Origin of the sequence: Methanosarcina barkeri str. Wiesmoor, from assembly GCF_000969985.1 — an archaeon.
GTDB classification, from domain to species: Archaea; Halobacteriota; Methanosarcinia; order Methanosarcinales; family Methanosarcinaceae; genus Methanosarcina; species Methanosarcina barkeri_B.
The window spans coordinates 829720-847796 of sequence record NZ_CP009526.1 but is presented as its reverse complement, the minus strand read 5'-3'; the positions used below and the strand labels follow the sequence as shown (position 1 = coordinate 847796).

The following is an 18077-nucleotide window of genomic DNA, read 5'->3' as shown; positions in this document are numbered from 1 at the left end:
AATCAAGTAATCACTTAACTTCATTAAAGAATTACTTAATTCCCATTAAAGAATTACTTAATTCCCATTAAAGAATTATCTTAAATCAAACCCGATATTGAACTTCAAATTATCTCGGAATAAGCTTAAGGTGACCCCGATAACGGGGCACAGGCCCAAAAACAATTAAAAGGAAGAATTATTATGACAGAAAGCGATACCAAAATAACACTTATCGGATCACGACTTGCAAGAGAAGGACTGGAATTCATATTTAAAGGTGAGATGCCCGAATGTAAGAAATGCCGGCTAAAAAATACCTGTCTTAACCTTGAACCCGGACGCAGGTACAGAGTCGAAAGAATCAGGAATAAAGACATCCACGAATGTTTCCTGCATGATAGCGGCGTGGTTGCCGTAGATGTAAGCAAGGCACCTATCCTGACCACATTGGAGTCAAGAAAAGCAGTCGACGGGGCAAAGATCATGTATGAGCCTCCAAAATGTGGTAAGAGAGAATGTGAGATTTATGAGATCTGCCACCCTGAGGGACTCTCAAGAGGCGATAAATGCAAAATTGTAGAAGTTCTCGAAAACCTTGATTCCAAGTGCGAAGCAAACTATTCCCTGAAAAAAGTGAAATTGTCCTGGTGAATGTAAACAAACACATTTTAGTAATAGTAAGATCGATTATCAATAAATAAAAAAGGTAAGAAGCGGTGTTATAAGTGCCTGAACAAGAAATGAACCAGGTCCCCCCCTATGAATTTTATACCCAAAAGCGCTGGGAAAACTGGCTCGGACGGGCAAGAGAGAGCGGTTTCCAGATAAAGGAGTCGGAAGAAGAAGCTGGAAAGGAAAGTGCAATATTCGTAAATATGGTTGATGATGTGATTCTGGCCTGCCTGAAAGTGGTTGCACGCTTTGATAAAGGTATGCTCTCCAGAGAAAAGTCTCTGGAGATCCTGGCCGAGATCCGGGACATTGTACTTTCCGAGGTCGAGCCAATTTCTGAAGATATCAACCTTATGATCGACTCTGTCCAGACCTCTCTTATGGGGGCTCTTATCGCCTTCGAGTGCTATGTTATGAGCGACTACGACGAAGGAAACGATATTGCAGAGCTTGTAAAATTAGCCATTGAGGCAGAATCCTCTGACAACCTTGAGCTTGCTCTTGACTATACTGCACAATGCGGTGCGCTCGTGCTGAAAGGAAATAGCTTGCCTGAAGAGGTTATGGCAGATCTTCCCTACGGCATTGTCGCAGAATGGCTTGACGGAATTGATTCCATCTCGGCTGCAATGGTAGGGAGCGACAACTATAAGGAATTTGATGAAGAGGATGACGAGGATATCGTCTAAACTATCCTATAAAAAAGGATTCCGTTTCCAGTTTTTAGGAATGCGGAAGTCCTTTAAATATTTATAAGAAGTAAACCTTGAAATAAAAGAAGTAAAAATGGTTAAAAATTAAAATTTAAGGGCACTTCCGTCTCAAATTCCTGAACTTCAGCTGACTTTTCCTGCCGCAGTCTCATGTTTTTCGATTACTTTTTTGTAGGCTTCAAGAGTTTTTTCAGCTATGGTTTTCCAGTTATACCGCTTTTTAAGAAGATCGTAACCTTTCTCTCCCATTCGGTTGCGGCCAAGACCTTCAAGGACGTAATTAAGGCCCCAGGCGATCGAAGAGGGTTCTTTATGTGCAACGACGCCTGTCCTGAAATTATCTACAAGGGCAACTGCATCACTTGCAACTACAGGCTTTTTTGCATCCCAGGCTTCAAGCACTACAATTCCAAAGGGCTCGTTCCGGCTTGGCACACATACGAGGTCACAGGCATTGAACCAGTCTATCAAAGTATTATCCGGAGCATACCCGAGGAAATTACAGGAATTTCCAATCCCAAGCCTATGAGCCTGATATTCACAATGAGAACGCATTTCCCCCTCGCCTATAAGCACAAACTGAGCATTCCTCTTCTTCAGGACTTTAGCAGCAGCTTCCACCAGCAGGTCAGGCCCTTTCTGATAAGACATCCTTCCCGTGAAAAGCACCACTGGAAGACATGGATGGATACCATAGTGTTTTTTCACATTCCCGGGATCGATCTGTCTATTTATTTTTCCCACGTTTATGCCGTTAGGGATTTTCCAGAGCTTGTAGTCAGGGATTTTGTAAATTTGCTTGATTTCTTCCTTCAATATGGTCGAGGTTATGATAATCTCCGAAGATTCATAGCCTCCGAGCCACTCCCTATGTGAGATTTCCTTTGCCTCCCACCAGTCTCCATGATGATTTCCATTACGTCCCCATTCTGTACTGTGGAAGGTCAGCACAAAGGGCAGTCCAAACTGGGCTTTTATCCTGCAAAGCACATTTACAGGGTGCCAGTCGTGCCCATGCAGGATGTCAAACTCTCCTACATTTTCTCTCACCTCGAGGAATCGGCAGTACATATCATCACACATATGGTTCATCTGCTCAACGATTCCCCCGCTTTGATCACAGGCAATTTTGTGATAATAAACCCCATTTATTATCTCATCTTTATTTTCATGGTCTCGTGTAAAAAGGTGAACATCATGTCCCTCTGTCGCAAGAGCCTCAGAGAGCTCGGATACATGGGGTGAAATACCTCCTACACGTATCGAATACAGACTTTCCCAGGTAAACATTCCTATTCGAATCTTTTTCATAAGCTCACTTATCCCTTATTATCAAAATGGGAGTTAAGGAGTAAAGAAGAATGCAGGCTCCCCCTTGCCTTTAAAAGAATTACATTATTTAGTTTGCTGACTTCAGTCATATTACTAGCTTGTTATATTAATAATTTATATTAATAACAGATATTTAATTTAGTATATTAATCCGTTTTATTAAAAGTGTATTTAATTCAGTTATAATAATCTCAACTTTACTGAATCCAGTTCACCAGAATCTTTCTACAATTCTATACCCCTTAAGCCTTCAACTAGTAGTATAAAACAAAAGGAGTATGACTTTGATTTACGTGACATAAAAATAATTTTTGCATTAAGAATCTGGTTTTATACTTTACTAACTTTATTCCTTTTTAATGGTAGATAAACATATCTGTAAATTATTGCCATAACTTAAATTAGAAATTAAAATAGTTCACTTCGCTCGTCTTTCCCAGTTTGTTTTACAAGCCTCATTCTCCATGCGTAAGGCCTTCCTTCAAATAAGAGGCTGCTCTTTCCGGAGGAACCGTATTAATATAAGTTCCTGTACCGAGTTCAAAACCCGCATGAATAGAAATCCTGGGGAGCAAACGAAGGTTCAGGTGATATTCAGGAGATTCGGAAAGCTGGTAAAACATATAATTAAAGGGTGGATTTCCAAGAATTCGTCCATAACTTTTGAGAATGGCTTTCAGAATATCCCCCAGAGCAAAAAGAAGTTTGTCACTACAATCACCAAGAAAACTGACATGCTTTTGGGGGAGGAACCACACTTCAAATGGTCCCATTGAGGAATAAGGAGTAAAGGCTATCCATTCGCTGTTTTTAGATATTAAACGTGGAGAAGCCTTTTCCAGGTCATAAATGGCACAGTAAGGGCATTCCTCGATATTCCTGATAACCTTTAATTCCCTTGACAGAGGAGAAGGACAAAAAGGCAGGGCAAGAAGCTGGCTGTGAGAGTGATTAATCGAAGCCCCTGCTTTTTCCCCGGAATTTTTAAACAGGGAAACGTAGCGTATATTTTCACGGGTTGCATAACTGCATGTACGGTCTCTATAGACCTGCATGAGTGCTGAAATTTCAGAATTAGAAAAATCTTCAAGCCTTCTCCCATGCAAAGGTGTCTCTACGATAACTTCGTGAAAACCATACCCGGGTTCAGCTTGCAGCCCTTTTTCCTTCTGGCCTGGGGAGTCAGGCACAGGTGAAAGAGCAGGATAAAGGTTCGGAAAGCAGCGGAAATCCCAGTTACGTACTCTTTTTTCAGGGGTATCGGAATAGATTTTCCCCTTTTTATAAACAGCAGTGGCAAGAGGAGTATTTTCCTCGGCTCCTCCACAGAAAAAGCAGTTTTTAGAGCTGTGTTTCCCGCTGCCTTCGTCTGCGACTGCAAAATCCGAAGGCCTTTTAGCTCTTTCTTCGGCAATTATACAGTACTCGGAAAGAAAGTAATGCTTTCTGATTTCTGACATTTCAGGAAAACCTCATTATACTTTTTTCGTTTTTTTCCTGATATTTTAACTTTTTTTATTTACTGCCAGCAGCATTTTCTTTTTTACAGAACCGAGCCCCACTTATCAGTTCATAGTACTGTTCAGTAGGAGCTTTCCAGTCCATATCTTTTGCAAGGAGGAAAGCTTCCCTGCAGAGGAGTTTATACTTCACCCTATCTTCTATGAAATTCCGTGTAAAATAACTGACTGCCAGGGCGTAGTCAAGGACTGTTTCGTAATAAGAAAGACCTATATTGTCTACTACTATCACTCCTCCAAGCGCTTCTTTAAGGGACTCAATTGTCTTTATGGCATCACTGAAGCCGCATACCCGACTGACCACACTTGGAGTTCCTTCTTTTCCGGCTTCAAGCCCTGTGAGCAGGAAGGGATCATAACGCGAGGGAAAAATACCTGCACAGCAGCCTGCCATAAATTCCTCAACTTCCATACCCAACCCTCCATCCGAGCTTGAAAGAATCTGGGGGTATAAAAGTGCTGCAACCGAGCGTTTTCCCCTTACCATTTTCGAAAAATCCAGCCCCCTATCCTCAATCATCTGCTGGATTCTCAGTTCGTTTCCTACAAGCACTTCTTTTGGCAGGTTTACAGGAAATCCTGACGGCAGATTTGTTTTGGACCCTTCAGCCGTAACAAGGAAACAGATTACCCTGATTTCCTCCTGCATATGCCCTTCGAGAATGTTATTTTTTATTATGTGCTCAAGCGCAACAAGGGAATCGAGAAGATCCGGATATCCTTTATTTTCCACCTCCAGACGAGAGATTGTGAAAATTGGGATTATCTTTTCGGGTTCGATCCTTTCCCCTCCGTGGTACTTATACAGGTTTTCGGAAAGGAATTTTTGGATTCGTCTAAGGGAGCTTTCTTTCAGGTCCCAGTTTATCTTGTCGGATTCTATAGTAATTCCGTTTCGGATCACAATTCCATTAATCCCGTAAAAGAGCCTTGCTTCCTGTCGGGTCGATTCTCCTACTGCAGTAACCGTATCAGCATATGCAGCCAGCGCTTCAAGGGCAGCCAGGTTTTCAGGCACGCCTGAAGGCCATGTGCTGTCATTATTCCTTCTTTTCTGGATAGTATTGTATCCTGCAGTCCTTCCAGGCAGAGTCGCGTGCAGAGTTGCAACAGTATTTACTGGAATCCCAAGTTTCTTAAGCCTGGCTGGCGCATAAAATACCCCAAATTCGTGGCAGTGCAGAGAGACCCTTGGACAGTGAATAGGACCATGAGTTGAAGCTGCACCAAAGGTTTCGGAACTTTCCGAAGCTGTGTTGATAAGGAGCCTGACAAGCTCGGAAATCGCATAGGATAGGCATAGGTAATGGGTATACTCAAGCCCATTTGACATATTTTCATATCTCAGGGAATCAAGACCAAAGTGCTCGTAGGCTTCAGCTTTGATCCTGCTTTCAAGGTTCATCTCCTTTCCCTGATACATGGAAAGTATTTTTCCAAAATCAGAGGTTTGAAACTGCAAATAGCCTATTTTCATTCTCCCTACGAACTTACATCCTGTAAACACCTTGATACCTAAGTTTTCAAGGGACTCAAGACTTTTGCGGAGTTCTTCGCCAGGGTTGAGGGAGTCAAATTCCTCCATCTCCGTAATTCGGTTTAACCCCCGATTCCAGTCCGCGCCCCTGTGCGCATAATAAGGACCCACAACAAGTATTTCTTTATCTTCTTTTGTATCCAATTGCCCTGAATCGAAAAGAGCAGCAAGGGTTTGTGCTTCTTCATGAATCACATTCCAGATCCCGCCCATTTTATTTGACTTAGGGCCTGCTTCTTCTCCGGCAATTATGACAAAATGCTTTTCCAAATTTTAATCCCCCAGGACCTTTTGCCATTCAGTTATAGCCATTCGGTTATAGCTTATGTTTAAATTCACGTATAAGTATTAAAGTGTATCAATCGGAAGATAAACTTTTAAAGAATGTAGGGTGTGTGAAGGAAATATTGAAGTTTAGGAATCGAGACTGTTAGAATAACTGAAAATAGATAAAGGTTAAAAAGAAAAAAGAAAAAAGAAAAAACATAAAAAACATAAAAAAGGCGAGATCTGTTAAGGACATTGATAAGAAGCAGAACGCAGTATCAGTTTGTTCTGATACTACAGAGTTGTTGATAAGCTTTAACTGCTAATGAGAACTGCTGACAAGCCTGGATTTTTAATACGTTTGCATTAATATTTTCATTTTGTCAGCTTTTTTGTTTTAATCCATGCCTGGTTCCTCAGATCAGGGCCTGATAGTAACCGTTCTTCCTCACGACTTCAACCGGGAGGGAAAACAATTCTGAGAGGTTTGCGTTGGTCAAGATTTCCTGCTTTTTTCCGTCCATGAAGATTTTTCCGTTTCTTATGAGGATTACACGGTTAATTTCGGGAATGATATCTTCAAGGGCGTGAGTAACGAGAATGATACTCTTTCCCGAGCTGGCAATTTTCCTGACAATTTCGCGGAAGCTGTGAAGGGCTTTTAGGTCAAGGCTGTTTGCAGGCTCATCTAAAATAAGGGCTTCAGGGTCATGTACAAGAGCTCTCCCTATGAGTACCCTCCTGGCTTCTCCTGAGGAAAGTTCGGACATCAGCCTGTCTTCAAGGTGGGAAATTTCAAGAAACTCAAGAACTTCCCTTGCTCTGGTTTCCATTTCAGGAGTAACTTCATGGTTGTAGTAAATTCCTATGCTGCTGAAAAACCCTGAGAGTACGACATCCAGCACACTAACCTGACGGAAGTAGGTCTGCTGAAGGTCTCCTGAGACTATCCCGAGCAGTTTTCTTAGCTCAAAGACATTCCAGGTCCCTTTGCCCATAATATTCAGAACAAGCCCATCGGCTGCTGCAAGAGGGTGATATTCCTTTGTAAATGTCTTGATCAGAGAGGATTTCCCGGAACCATTAGGCCCGATAATCGCAACATGTTCTCCCTGCTCAATTGACAGGGACACTGAATCAAGGATTTTTCTCCCGCCCCTGACAACGGTTACATTTTTTAGTTCCAGCAGGAAAGGAAAATTAGTCTTTCCTGGAAAGTCCATGTTTTGAGTCATTTTTACCATCTATCTGAAAATCTGGATAAAAGTTTCACGAACCCCGTGAACACGAATACAGAGAATTTAAGATTTCACTCAATTTTTTAATTTTTACCGATGAACAGACTAACATATACTTTGAGATATAATTGTTTACAGTTTACAATTAACTTTTTCAAAATATAGTAATTGGAAATAATAAACCTGAATAAATCTATGAGTACAACCATCTAACTGTAACAAGTTCACTGATATACTTACATCCATTTAATGTGTTTTCGTGCCCTGAATTGTCTAAAGATTTTTGGCAGGCTTTTTCTAAAAATTATCAAGCTCTATTTTAGTTTCTTGTTTTTGTTTCTTACGTATATATAATCTTATAATATAGTTTTCCTCTACCGGAAAATGAAGAGTTCTGGGGGGTTCTTTGTTGGAAGTTTGCAATACTCGAGGTTCGTTCAGTTCCTATCTCTACGAGATACGTTTTATTATTCTTTTCTATGTAATCGGAGATTGGGTCTCCACTGTTTGTGCCTTACCTCGGGGTATGGAATATAATCCGGTTCCTGCAATGATTCTGGAAAATTACGGGATATATCATCTTTTACTTGTAAAAGTAGGTTTTATTCTCCTGCTTTTTTATGCAGCCCCTTTGATAAAAGCATCGAGGGGAAAGTGGACTCTCACAAAACATATTATAGAATCCGTGGGGATCTTTGTAACCGCAAATAATCTTATGGTTGTCTGGTATGGAAACAGCCTTATACAGGCCATAGGGCTTGTCTGATTTAGTCAGACTTACGCCACCTACCTGTATTTCCGTCCCTTATTACAGGTTTACAGACTGAACTGAATTTTTATTCCAGCAGATTCCAGCAGATTCCAGACTGCTTGATTTTTCCTACCGGGCATCCGTCCGGACGTTTCTGATTTATTTTCCTTCACCCTGCGTGCTTTATCCATTACCTGGTTTTCGCATAAAGGAAGCAATCGTAATAATCTTCTCCTATGCGATGAACTTTTTTCATTGTGCCTTCTTTTTGGTACCCGCATTTCTGGGCCACGCGCTCGCTTGCAAGGTTCCTGATATCCATAAGGATGACAATTCTCTGTAAATCCAGTTGCTCAAACCCGATATTTTCAAGCTGTCTTACAGCTTCGGTTGCAATCCCCATTCCCTGGTAGTCTCTGTCAATGAAGTAACCGATTTCTCCTATCCAGGGCCTGTGCTGGTCGATCTTGATTCCGCAAGCTCCTACAAGTCTTCCATAATAAAGAATGGAGAAATTATACTCAAAGTTAGCCTTTCTTTTAGTTTCATTTAGCCCCAGAAAATACTTTTCTTCTTCAAGCGTTTTTATAGGAAACTCAATGAACTCGAGATTTGTACGTGTAATTATATCAAAGAAACATTTGGCATCAAAGAGTTCTTGAGGGCGAATTTTTACTCTGGGCATAAATAGGAATTGAATTTCTTTATGAAAAATGTTTTCAGACTCTGTTTTTATTTATTACCACTTTTTAAAGTATTCTGAGAATTTTTGAAAGTGTAATCGAAGTAGAATGTAAATTAATACGAATAAAAGGTAATATATAAATAAAATATAAGTACACCTCCAATTAAATAGAGAACTGTGGAACCCAATATTATACCCAGGATCAGAGAGGAGCTAACCCTTAACGTGGATGAGAAAACAAAAGCCAGCTCGTCTCGCTTTTTTAAAGAAGAAGTCCACTGCTACGGAGTAAAGTCTGCGCTCGTGGGAAGAATTGCGAAAAATTATTTTAACCAAATAAAGTCCGAAGACAAAAAAGAAATCTTTGACCTGTGTGAGGAACTCTTTCGATCCGATTACTGCGAGGAAGCCTTTATTGCAGCCAATTGGGCCTACCTGGTCAGAAAGGATTACTCTGAGGATGATTTCTTTACCTTTGAGCGCTGGGTTGAAAACTATGTCAACAACTGGGCGAAGTGTGACACCCTCTGCAACCATGCAGTTGGCTCTTTTATAGAGAAATTTCCTGAATATGTGGAAAAACTCAAGCTCTGGGCCCTGTCTGACAACCGGTGGGTAAGACGAGCGGCTGCAGTAACCCTGATCCTGCCTGCCCGAAAAGGCAATTTTCTTAACGAGGTTTTTGAAATCTCCGATCTCCTGCTTAAAGACAGAGATGACCTGGTCCAGAAAGGCTACGGCTGGATGCTTAAAGAAGCCAGCAAATCCCACAGGCAGGAAGTCTTCGAATACGTGATGAATAACAAAAAAGAGATGCCCAGAACCGCTCTCAGATATGCAATCGAGAAAATGCCACCGGATTTGAGAGCCAGAGCTATGGAAAAAAACTGGAAAAAATAAAGCTAAGTCCAAGAAAAATCAGGAAAGAATAAAGGAAGAATAAAGGAAGAATAAAGGAAGAATAAGAAAAAAGAAGGTAAAAGTCCGAGAAATTTTACAGAAACCGAAAAATTTTATAGTAACCCAAAAAATGAGAGAATATTAGAAATTATAGACGAAAAGTGAAAGGTAGAAGGGAGTAAGGTTATTTCCCGATACAATACCCCCATATTGTATCCTGGTTCCTTACTCCCCAGGTGTTCCCCTCTATTCCTGTATCTTAGCCTGCAACTCAATTCTGCAGGAGCTCATTCACACAATTTTGGTCTACGTTACAGTTAAAAGGATCTCTTCACAAGTATTTTGTTCTATTTATCCAGACATGGTACGAATTTAACACTTTGAATCATTTTAATAATAACGTTCTCCCCAGCTTGATTTTTTTAAAAATTTACATAACTATTTAAAGTTTTTAAGGGCTTTCAGTTTCATTTTTTGAGAAAAAATGTGAATGATTAGAGAAATCTGATGAAAAAATAAAATCTTTTTGAACATTAAATCTTTTCCGAGAAAATCACTTCAAACTTACTGTTTTTATTATTTTCATTTAACTATAAATACGAAACATTCCAATAGTTATCTATGAGATGCAGGGTAAGTGTCAGAAAAATATCTCCCGAGCCACTCCATTACGATTATCAGTATGGTCTTGCCTCAATGTTATATTCGAAGTTAGCTACTTCTAATATAGAGCTTGCAAATAAGATTCACAGTAAAAAAGGCTTCAAATTCTACACGTTTTCCAATCTTATTCTTGAAGACAAAATTCCCGAAAAAAATGGATTAAATTTCAAGAAAGCTCATTTTTTCCTGTCATCTCCCGATCCTGAGTTCATAAGGAGTTTTGCAGAAGGGCTTTTGATTGAACCAGAATTTTTCCTTGGAAATAATGGAAATAAGTCCAATTTCGTAATTGAAAGAATTGAAGTTCTTCCTTTAATACATTTTTCGGATACATGTACCTTCAGGACTCTTTCTCCGATCTATTTAAAAACCCAGAGAAAACAGGATGACAGGCTGGTAGAGTTTGACCTGTATCCAAAAGACTCAAAGTTCCATGAAAACCTGCATAAAAATCTGGTTGCCAGGTACGAAGAATTCTATGGATCAAAAATCGATAAGGACTTTTTTGAAGTTATTAAGATCCCAAGCTTCAAACCCAAAAGAGTAAAAATAGAAAACAATTACAGGCGTTGCAGTTTGATGAATCTGTACCTGTCCGCAAATCCAGAACTATTACAGTTTGCGTATGATGCGGGGTTGGGTGAGAAAAATGCTATGGGGTTCGGATGTGTCAATGTTCTGGAAGTGAAACAAAAGTAAGGAGGTCGAAGGATTGAGTGATGAGACTACTAAGGAGAAAGAGAAATCTTTCGATGGGTCTCTATCTGAACCCGAGAGAAGCATTCATGCAGAAGTTTTCCTGGGATCAGTTCGAATTACCGGAGTTAAAGTCAATTACTATCATGTATGTGAGACAAAGCTCTGGCTTTTTTCTCATAATATCAGCCTTGAGAAAGAAAGCGATAATGTCGCCATAGGAAAAATGCTACATGAAGATCGCTACAAGAAAAATTCAAAAAATATTACTATTGACGGTATAAGTATTGATTTTGTTAAAACCGGAAAGAAACTTGAGATTCATGAAGTAAAGAAAAGCAAAAAAATCGATGTTGCCGATCGGGCTCAGCTTTTGTTTTATCTTTACTTTCTCAAGAAAAAAGGCATCGATGCTGTGGGAGTCTTAAATTACCCTCTTTTGAATAAAACTGAAAAAATAGAGTTAACCCCGGAGGATGAAGCCATCACTGAAAAAGATATCAAAAACATCAAAAATATAGTTCTTGGCTCCATGCCTCCACCAGAGCGCAAGAGAATCTGTTCAAAATGCGCCTACAAGGAGTTCTGCTTTTGCGGGGATAGAGATAGAGTATAAAAAAGCAAAAAAATTAATGAAATGCTAGAGGAGGTAAAAAAATAAGAGAAGATTTTTATATTCTACAGGACGGAATTTTAAAGAGAAAAGAAAATACGGTTTATTTTGAGAATAAAGAGGGAAGGAAGATCCTTCCTATAAATAAAATCAGTTCGATCTTTGCTTATGGAAACCTTTCTTTTTCATCAGGGGTCGTTTCTTACCTTTCTAAAGAGGGTATTCCAATTCATTTTTTCAATTATTACGGTTTCTATGAGGGCTCAATGTATCCACGGGAAACTCTTATCAGCGGAGATCTGGTCATTCAACAGGCAGAACATTACCTTAACCCTGAAAGACGACTCTATCTGGCTGGAAAATTTATTGAGGGTGCCTGTGGGAATATCCTGAGGAATCTCAGGTACTATGCAAGGAATAGAGAGGATATTCAGGAAGCAATCGAAAGTTATGCAACTTCTATAGAGTCAGAACTTTCCTGCCTTGAGGGTGCAAAAGCAGTCCCTTCGATGATGAGAACTGAAGGGAAAATCCGAGAGCTTTATTATAACGCACTTGATGAGATTTTCCCAGAGGAATACAGAATAATAAAACGCACCCGAAGACCACCAGAAAACAAAATGAATACACTCATAAGTTTCGGAAATTCATTAGTCTATTCCACTACTCTCTCCGAGATTTATAATACTCAACTTAATCCTACAATTTCATACCTGCATGAGCCTTTTGAGCGAAGATTTTCTCTTTCTCTTGACGTTAGTGAGATTTTCAAGCCTATTCTGGTAGACAGGATCATTTTCAAACTGGTCAACAAAAACATGCTTGGCGGCAACTGCTTCCGGGGAGAGATAGGGAATATGCTGCTTAGCGAAAAAGGGAAGAAAATCTTCCTTAAAGAATACGATGAAAAACTTAAGACCACTATCAAACACAAAGGTCTGAACCAGAGTGTCTCTTACAAACGGCTTATACGGCTTGAGCTATATAAGCTTTCAAAGCATGTTTTGGGAGCAGAGGAATATAAGCCTCTGGTTATGTGGTGGTAATCTGTTAGTGAAAGTTGCTAAGTTAAGGTGGTAAACATGTATGTAGTAATAGTATATGATGTGGGAGTTGACAGAGTAAACAAAGTCAGAACTTTTCTAAGACAATATATGAATTGGGTCCAGAACAGTGTATTTGAAGGCGAACTTACAAAAGCCGAACTCCTTAAAGTTAAGTCTACGCTTAAGGAGCTAATTAACGAGACTTCGGACCACATTATATTCTACAGCTCAAGAGATAAAAAGTACCTTGGGATTGAAAACCTTGGAACTCCAAAAGCGGATATCAGCAACATTATTTAGGCCTTGATACTTGCAAATCTCCTATATTGAGACTACACGCTAAATCAAAAACTTATTTTATATATTTCTTTTTGATATTCGCTCTGCTGATTATTAATTGTATTTTCTTTCGGGGATCTTTATATACACTTTCCCAGAAGAACAATCCCCGAATTCCCATGTTGAATCTGTCCTAAAAAACAGATACTTTTATATCTTACCGTATGTAACTATTCTCACATAAAAACAGCAATATAAGCCCGAATTTTACTCTTTTTAGAGATAGGATTTAGCATCCAATTTATCTGAAATTCGGGGAAAATTTCCTTGGTTAAAATCAGGCCTTAGAGGGATTGAAACTGAACTTGAAATTCAGGACTGGCTAGCAAAAGAAAGTTAAAATCAGGCCTTAGAGGGATTGAAACGTTGAATCAAAAATATATCCAGCAAGTATTGTCCTTGTTAAAATCAGGCCTTAGAGGGATTGAAACGTAATAGTAAAATATAATCTATCATTTGATCTCGAACGTTAAAATCAGGCCTTAGAGGGATTGAAACAATGCAAGATATGATCATACAGGCGGACCTGATTTAGTGTTAAAATCAGGCCTTAGAGGGATTGAAACCCGCATGGAGAGAAACAGACGGAATCCACGCAAAAGGTTAAAATCAGGCCTTAGAGGGATTGAAACTGTGTCTATAACTGATATTCTTAATGCAAACGATAGTTAAAATCAGGCCTTAGAGGGATTGAAACTATTCTGAGTCTGGATATCCCGAACTCCCAAAATACTGTTAAAATCAGGCCTTAGAGGGATTGAAACAATCTAGGAGTCTTAATCTTTCATCAAGAAGCCCCTTGTTAAAATCAGGCCTTAGAGGGATTGAAACATTGGAAGCAGCTAGTCGGGGTTGCCTGCGGGTCTGGTTAAAATCAGGCCTTAGAGGGATTGAAACCTGTCAAAACTCGATGCACAGACACCTGTTAGTATCGTTAAAATCAGGCCTTAGAGGGATTGAAACCTTTTTTGGAGCAACACATATGAACCTTAAAAATATGTTAAAATCAGGCCTTAGAGGGATTGAAACTATCCTGGACATAGACACGAAGCAGTATGGATAAGAGGTTAAAATCAGGCCTTAGAGGGATTGAAACATCAATATATAATAATTCCTAGAATTATAAGTATAAATGTTAAAATCAGGCCTTAGAGGGATTGAAACGAATGTGACGGATGTGAAACAATACGGGTGGGAAAGTTAAAATCAGGCCTTAGAGGGATTGAAACTTTAGGAATAATCTTCTTAGTTCCCGAGTACAACACGTGTTAAAATCAGGCCTTAGAGGGATTGAAACGAGTTCAACCGGTGACCGGCGGAGCAATTGAAAAATGTTAAAATCAGGCCTTAGAGGGATTGAAACTATAATTCTAACAATTGTACGGATTTAAAAAATTGGTTAAAATCAGGCCTTAGAGGGATTGAAACTCAGCTACCGAAGGATTTCAAGGGGTTTTTACTCTGTTAAAATCAGGCCTTAGAGGGATTGAAACATCAAATCCACTTTTTATATAAGCATCTTTTACGAGTTAAAATCAGGCCTTAGAGGGATTGAAACCTAACTAAGTATTCAAGGAATGCTGGAGGATTAGGATGTTAAAATCAGGCCTTAGAGGGATTGAAACGTTTAATTGGCTCCCAGCAGTCACACCCATAGCAGTGTTAAAATCAGGCCTTAGAGGGATTGAAACGAGGATTAGGATGATTGGCAATAAAACTAAACTTTGTTAAAATCAGGCCTTAGAGGGATTGAAACAATGATGATTTTAGTGGAGTGTTTGGTCTTAAGTCGGTTAAAATCAGGCCTTAGAGGGATTGAAACTTGATTCATGGGATATCGGAGGGACGAGCAATGCAGGTTAAAATCAGGCCTTAGAGGGATTGAAACCATATAAAGAAAGTAAATAAGAAACTCATGAATTATAAGTTAAAATCAGGCCTTAGAGGGATTGAAACAATTTAGGTGATCCTGTTCTACTGGTTCCTGTGTTGTTAAAATCAGGCCTTAGAGGGATTGAAACGAATCTGTGAATTTAATATCTAAAATGTCAAATATGGTTAAAATCAGGCCTTAGAGGGATTGAAACGTGCTCTTCTTTAACCCCAACTTGAAATTTTATATAGTTAAAATCAGGCCTTAGAGGGATTGAAACATAAAAACAAAAACGATTGTCTGTCTAAGCTATACGTTAAAATCAGGCCTTAGAGGGATTGAAACGTGTATGTTTCTGACAGCTCAATAATAGTTAGATAGTTAAAATCAGGCCTTAGAGGGATTGAAACAGATATTCTTTTTGAAGCCCTTTAAAATCTATAAGTTGTTAAAATCAGGCCTTAGAGGGATTGAAACTTAGTTATAAACCATTTATAGACACAGTAGCAGCACTGTTAAAATCAGGCCTTAGAGGGATTGAAACATTGCAATATCGAGAATATCTTTTACGGAAATTGCAGTTAAAATCAGGCCTTAGAGGGATTGAAACATATTCGGATGGAAAACACTCCCTTGGTGTGAAACAGTTAAAATCAGGCCTTAGAGGGATTGAAACCCTCAAGTTCTCCATCGCTTCAACGAATAGATATCAAGTTAAAATCAGGCCTTAGAGGGATTGAAACGCATAATACAAAGTACTGTTACTCATTCCGCTCTGGTTAAAATCAGGCCTTAGAGGGATTGAAACCACGTAACTTTCAAGGACATGATATCTTGTAGAAACGTTAAAATCAGGCCTTAGAGGGATTGAAACACGACTACGGCTAAAGTATTTGCTTCAGCAGTTGGGGTTAAAATCAGGCCTTAGAGGGATTGAAACATCAAATGGCGGTATTCAGAAAATCTGTATGGAAATGTTAAAATCAGGCCTTAGAGGGATTGAAACGCAATTTCCAAGGTTTCCATTTGGAAATGCAAAAAAGTTAAAATCAGGCCTTAGAGGGATTGAAACTTATGAGCATCATTATCATGTTTCCGCTTTTTAGCGTTAAAATCAGGCCTTAGAGGGATTGAAACGGGTAAGATTAAGTCCATGGATAATCGAAGAAGACGTTAAAATCAGGCCTTAGAGGGATTGAAACAATCTCAGTCTGTAGGGTATGGGGCAACCTGCTTAAGTTAAAATCAGGCCTTAGAGGGATTGAAACGCTTCTCTGTTTGATCCAGAAGGGATATTCATTTTTTCGTTAAAATCAGGCCTTAGAGGGACTGAAACGTTTCACCAAAGAAAATCTCTTTCATTTTCTTAGTGTTAAAATCAGGCCTTAGAGGGATTGAAACAATCTTCAAATGGCGCTGCTGGCATGATATCCTCACAGTTAAAATCAGGCCTTAGAGGGATTGAAACATATAATCTCTACAAATTTTCGTCATATATCCTTGCGTTAAAATCAGGCCTTAGAGGGATTGAAACAAAAACTATGAAAACCAAAAGGCGGGGCATTTAAAACTGGTTAAAATCAGGCCTTAGAGGGATTGAAACATGTTCACCATCCCATTTCTGATTAAAACAAGTTTCCGGTTAAAATCAGGCCTTAGAGGGATTGAAACAAGAGAAATTTTAGGAATACGGCGGCTGGATAATGAAGCGTTAAAATCAGGTCTTATAGGGATTGAAACAACGACTCTTTTTAAGAAATATTTAACTCTTTCTATTTGATGAAAAAGGGAAGTTACTTATTAAAGACTTTCTATATTTTTATAAGATTTTTCCTTTTGTAATTAAAGTTGATTTTTCTAGAATTGGAAGTAAAATAATGAGTCAAAGCTTTCTTTATACATTTACTGGAAATCCTTTTGTAGACTCTGGGATCTGGGCTATATGCGAGTGGTCAGGCAGAAAAAAGCCTGAAGATATAAAAATTGAAGATGTAAAGAAGATAGCACATGATGTAATCCCTATATATTTGAGTCTGAAATGGTCAAAGAGTCTTTATTCGGTTTTTCCGAATAATGCGGTTACCAATCCTTCTGTGAAAAATAAAGATAAAAAGCTGCTTGAGTCTTTAGAGAAGTTAATCGGTCAGGTTGAGTCCCTGGAGAAATCAGAGAAATCGGGGAACTGTATCTCTTGTGGAAAATATAATGTAGAGCAAACCAGGACGAAAACAGAAATTCCTTTAATAGGTTCAGGTACACTAATTAACTTTTTTCCGTATGGTCAGAAAGGGGCTGACTACTGTCCGGCCTGTACGCTTGCAGTTCAATTTTCTCCTCTTGTTTTTTACGCCTGTGGAAAACTTTTGCTAATCCACTCCAATTCTAATAAGGTCATGCATTACTGGGTAGAAAAGGCAGTAAAGGACATTCGAAGGCAGATTTTGGCAAATAGCTATAGTGGTTGTTTTGATGAAGGTTACAAAAATCCTGTTAATGCTCTTTTTCATATAATTGAGGATATTATTATCCAGTACGACGAAGACTGGGTTGAGGAAAATCCCTCTATAAACATGTATCATTTTACAAATTTTAATCAGGGACCTGATCTTGATATATATAGAGTTCCAACCCCTGTGTTCAGATTTTTGGCTTGTGTTAAAGACCCTGAATGGTTTACAGAATGGAAAAAAATTGTCAGAAGGGGCTATTTTAATTGGAATAAAATTAAGGAAGGAGACGACTACAAGAACAGAGGGAACTCTGTTTATATAAATCTATTAAAAGGCCGCTCCATTGTGAAATATTTTATTGATAACAAAAACCGGCAGGTATACGGAGATTGGGAACTATTGGAATTTTACTTAAAGGAGGTAAGAAACATGGGTAGTAAGAGATTGGATACACTCAAAAGAGTTGGGGACAGCATCTCAGAGTACATAAAAGATACTCAAAACATAAAAAGATTAAATCAGCTTGAAATGGCAAGAAATTTTGCATCATTCAGGAATCAATTGAGGATTATCGAAAAAGACCGAATAAATCGAAGTGTTCAAGACCCGCTTTTTACTCTTGAAGAGTTTATGGACGATCTCTTTCCTGAAGGGAATCTGGGTTGGAGAGAGACTCAGGATCTTTTGCTCTTCAGAATTTATGAAAATCTACACAACTGGTTGGTTGAACATGATACCTTGAAGTCTAAACTTATTTCTAGCGACGAAGAAGAAATGGGATTACTTGAGGAGGAATGATT

The 18077-nt window shown here is 39.0% G+C and carries 14 protein-coding genes and 1 CRISPR repeat array; of the genes, 9 read left to right on the top strand and 5 right to left on the bottom strand.

The genetic code is table 11. The annotated features are described in order from the left end of the window. Positions 1 to 183 precede the first annotated feature (183 nt). Complete coding sequence (locus tag MSBRW_RS03755) at positions 184 to 633, top strand: UPF0179 family protein (RefSeq protein WP_011305331.1); 450 nt, start codon at positions 184 to 186, stop codon at positions 631 to 633. A gap of 74 nt (positions 634 to 707) precedes the next feature. Continuing rightward, entirely contained in the window at positions 708 to 1343 is a 636-nt protein-coding gene (locus tag MSBRW_RS03750) for a DUF2150 family protein (RefSeq protein ID WP_011305332.1), read from the top strand. A 147-nt stretch (positions 1344 to 1490) separates the two neighbouring features. On the opposite strand, the gene MSBRW_RS03745 is transcribed toward MSBRW_RS03750, so the two are convergent. The 4 genes from MSBRW_RS03745 to MSBRW_RS03730 all read right to left on the bottom strand — a co-directional run bounded on the left by MSBRW_RS03745 (position 1491) and on the right by MSBRW_RS03730 (position 7267). Then, a complete protein-coding gene (locus MSBRW_RS03745) occupies positions 1491 to 2678 on the bottom strand; it encodes a glycosyltransferase family 4 protein (RefSeq protein ID WP_011305333.1) in 1188 nt (395 codons plus the stop codon). Positions 2679 to 3154: 476 nt separating this feature from the next. Beyond that, positions 3155 to 4159, bottom strand: a complete 1005-nt coding sequence (locus tag MSBRW_RS03740; RefSeq protein WP_011305334.1) for a galactose-1-phosphate uridylyltransferase — start codon at positions 4157 to 4159, stop codon at positions 3155 to 3157. A 55-nt stretch (positions 4160 to 4214) separates the two neighbouring features. Continuing rightward, the gene (locus MSBRW_RS03735; RefSeq protein ID WP_011305335.1) at positions 4215 to 6026 is read right to left on the bottom strand and encodes a glycosyltransferase; all 1812 of its coding nucleotides are present in this window, start codon (positions 6024 to 6026) and stop codon (positions 4215 to 4217) included. Positions 6027 to 6439: 413 nt separating this feature from the next. Then, the gene (locus MSBRW_RS03730; RefSeq protein ID WP_011305336.1) at positions 6440 to 7267 is read right to left on the bottom strand and encodes an ABC transporter ATP-binding protein; all 828 of its coding nucleotides are present in this window, start codon (positions 7265 to 7267) and stop codon (positions 6440 to 6442) included. A gap of 403 nt (positions 7268 to 7670) precedes the next feature. Here MSBRW_RS03730 and MSBRW_RS03725 point away from each other — a divergent pair, with 403 nt between their 5' ends. Then, complete coding sequence (locus MSBRW_RS03725) at positions 7671 to 8027, top strand: hypothetical protein (RefSeq protein ID WP_011305337.1); 357 nt, start codon at positions 7671 to 7673, stop codon at positions 8025 to 8027. A gap of 175 nt (positions 8028 to 8202) precedes the next feature. On the opposite strand, the gene MSBRW_RS03720 is transcribed toward MSBRW_RS03725, so the two are convergent. Next, a complete protein-coding gene (locus MSBRW_RS03720; protein WP_011305338.1) occupies positions 8203 to 8697 on the bottom strand; it encodes a GNAT family N-acetyltransferase in 495 nt (164 codons plus the stop codon). Between the two features lie 177 nt (positions 8698 to 8874). Here MSBRW_RS03720 and MSBRW_RS03715 point away from each other — a divergent pair, with 177 nt between their 5' ends. From MSBRW_RS03715 to cas8a1, 6 genes are all read left to right on the top strand, one after another. Beyond that, a complete protein-coding gene (locus MSBRW_RS03715) occupies positions 8875 to 9597 on the top strand; it encodes a DNA alkylation repair protein (RefSeq protein ID WP_048102386.1) in 723 nt (240 codons plus the stop codon). Between the two features lie 621 nt (positions 9598 to 10218). Beyond that, positions 10219 to 10959 (top strand): CRISPR-associated endoribonuclease Cas6, encoded by a 741-nt coding sequence (gene cas6 / locus MSBRW_RS03710; RefSeq protein ID WP_011305340.1) that lies wholly within the window; start codon positions 10219 to 10221, stop codon positions 10957 to 10959. A gap of 13 nt (positions 10960 to 10972) precedes the next feature. Beyond that, the gene (gene cas4, locus MSBRW_RS03705) at positions 10973 to 11572 is read left to right on the top strand and encodes a CRISPR-associated protein Cas4 (RefSeq protein WP_011305341.1); all 600 of its coding nucleotides are present in this window, start codon (positions 10973 to 10975) and stop codon (positions 11570 to 11572) included. Between the two features lie 41 nt (positions 11573 to 11613). Next, positions 11614 to 12615 carry a type I-B CRISPR-associated endonuclease Cas1b gene (gene cas1b / locus MSBRW_RS03700; protein WP_048102388.1) on the top strand — a complete coding sequence of 334 codons (1002 nt, stop codon included), beginning with the start codon at positions 11614 to 11616 and terminating at the stop codon, positions 12613 to 12615. Positions 12616 to 12651: 36 nt separating this feature from the next. After that, on the top strand, positions 12652 to 12915 hold the full coding sequence (gene cas2 / locus MSBRW_RS03695; protein WP_011305343.1) for a CRISPR-associated endonuclease Cas2: 264 nt from the start codon (positions 12652 to 12654) through the stop codon (positions 12913 to 12915). 309 nt (positions 12916 to 13224) lie between these two features. Continuing rightward, positions 13225 to 16567: a CRISPR direct-repeat array (repeat unit 30 nt; unit sequence GTTAAAATCAGGCCTTAGAGGGATTGAAAC). 137 nt (positions 16568 to 16704) lie between these two features. After that, the gene (gene cas8a1, locus MSBRW_RS03690) at positions 16705 to 18075 is read left to right on the top strand and encodes a type I-B CRISPR-associated protein Cas8b1/Cst1 (protein WP_011305345.1); all 1371 of its coding nucleotides are present in this window, start codon (positions 16705 to 16707) and stop codon (positions 18073 to 18075) included. The last annotated feature ends 2 nt before the right edge of the window (positions 18076 to 18077 follow it).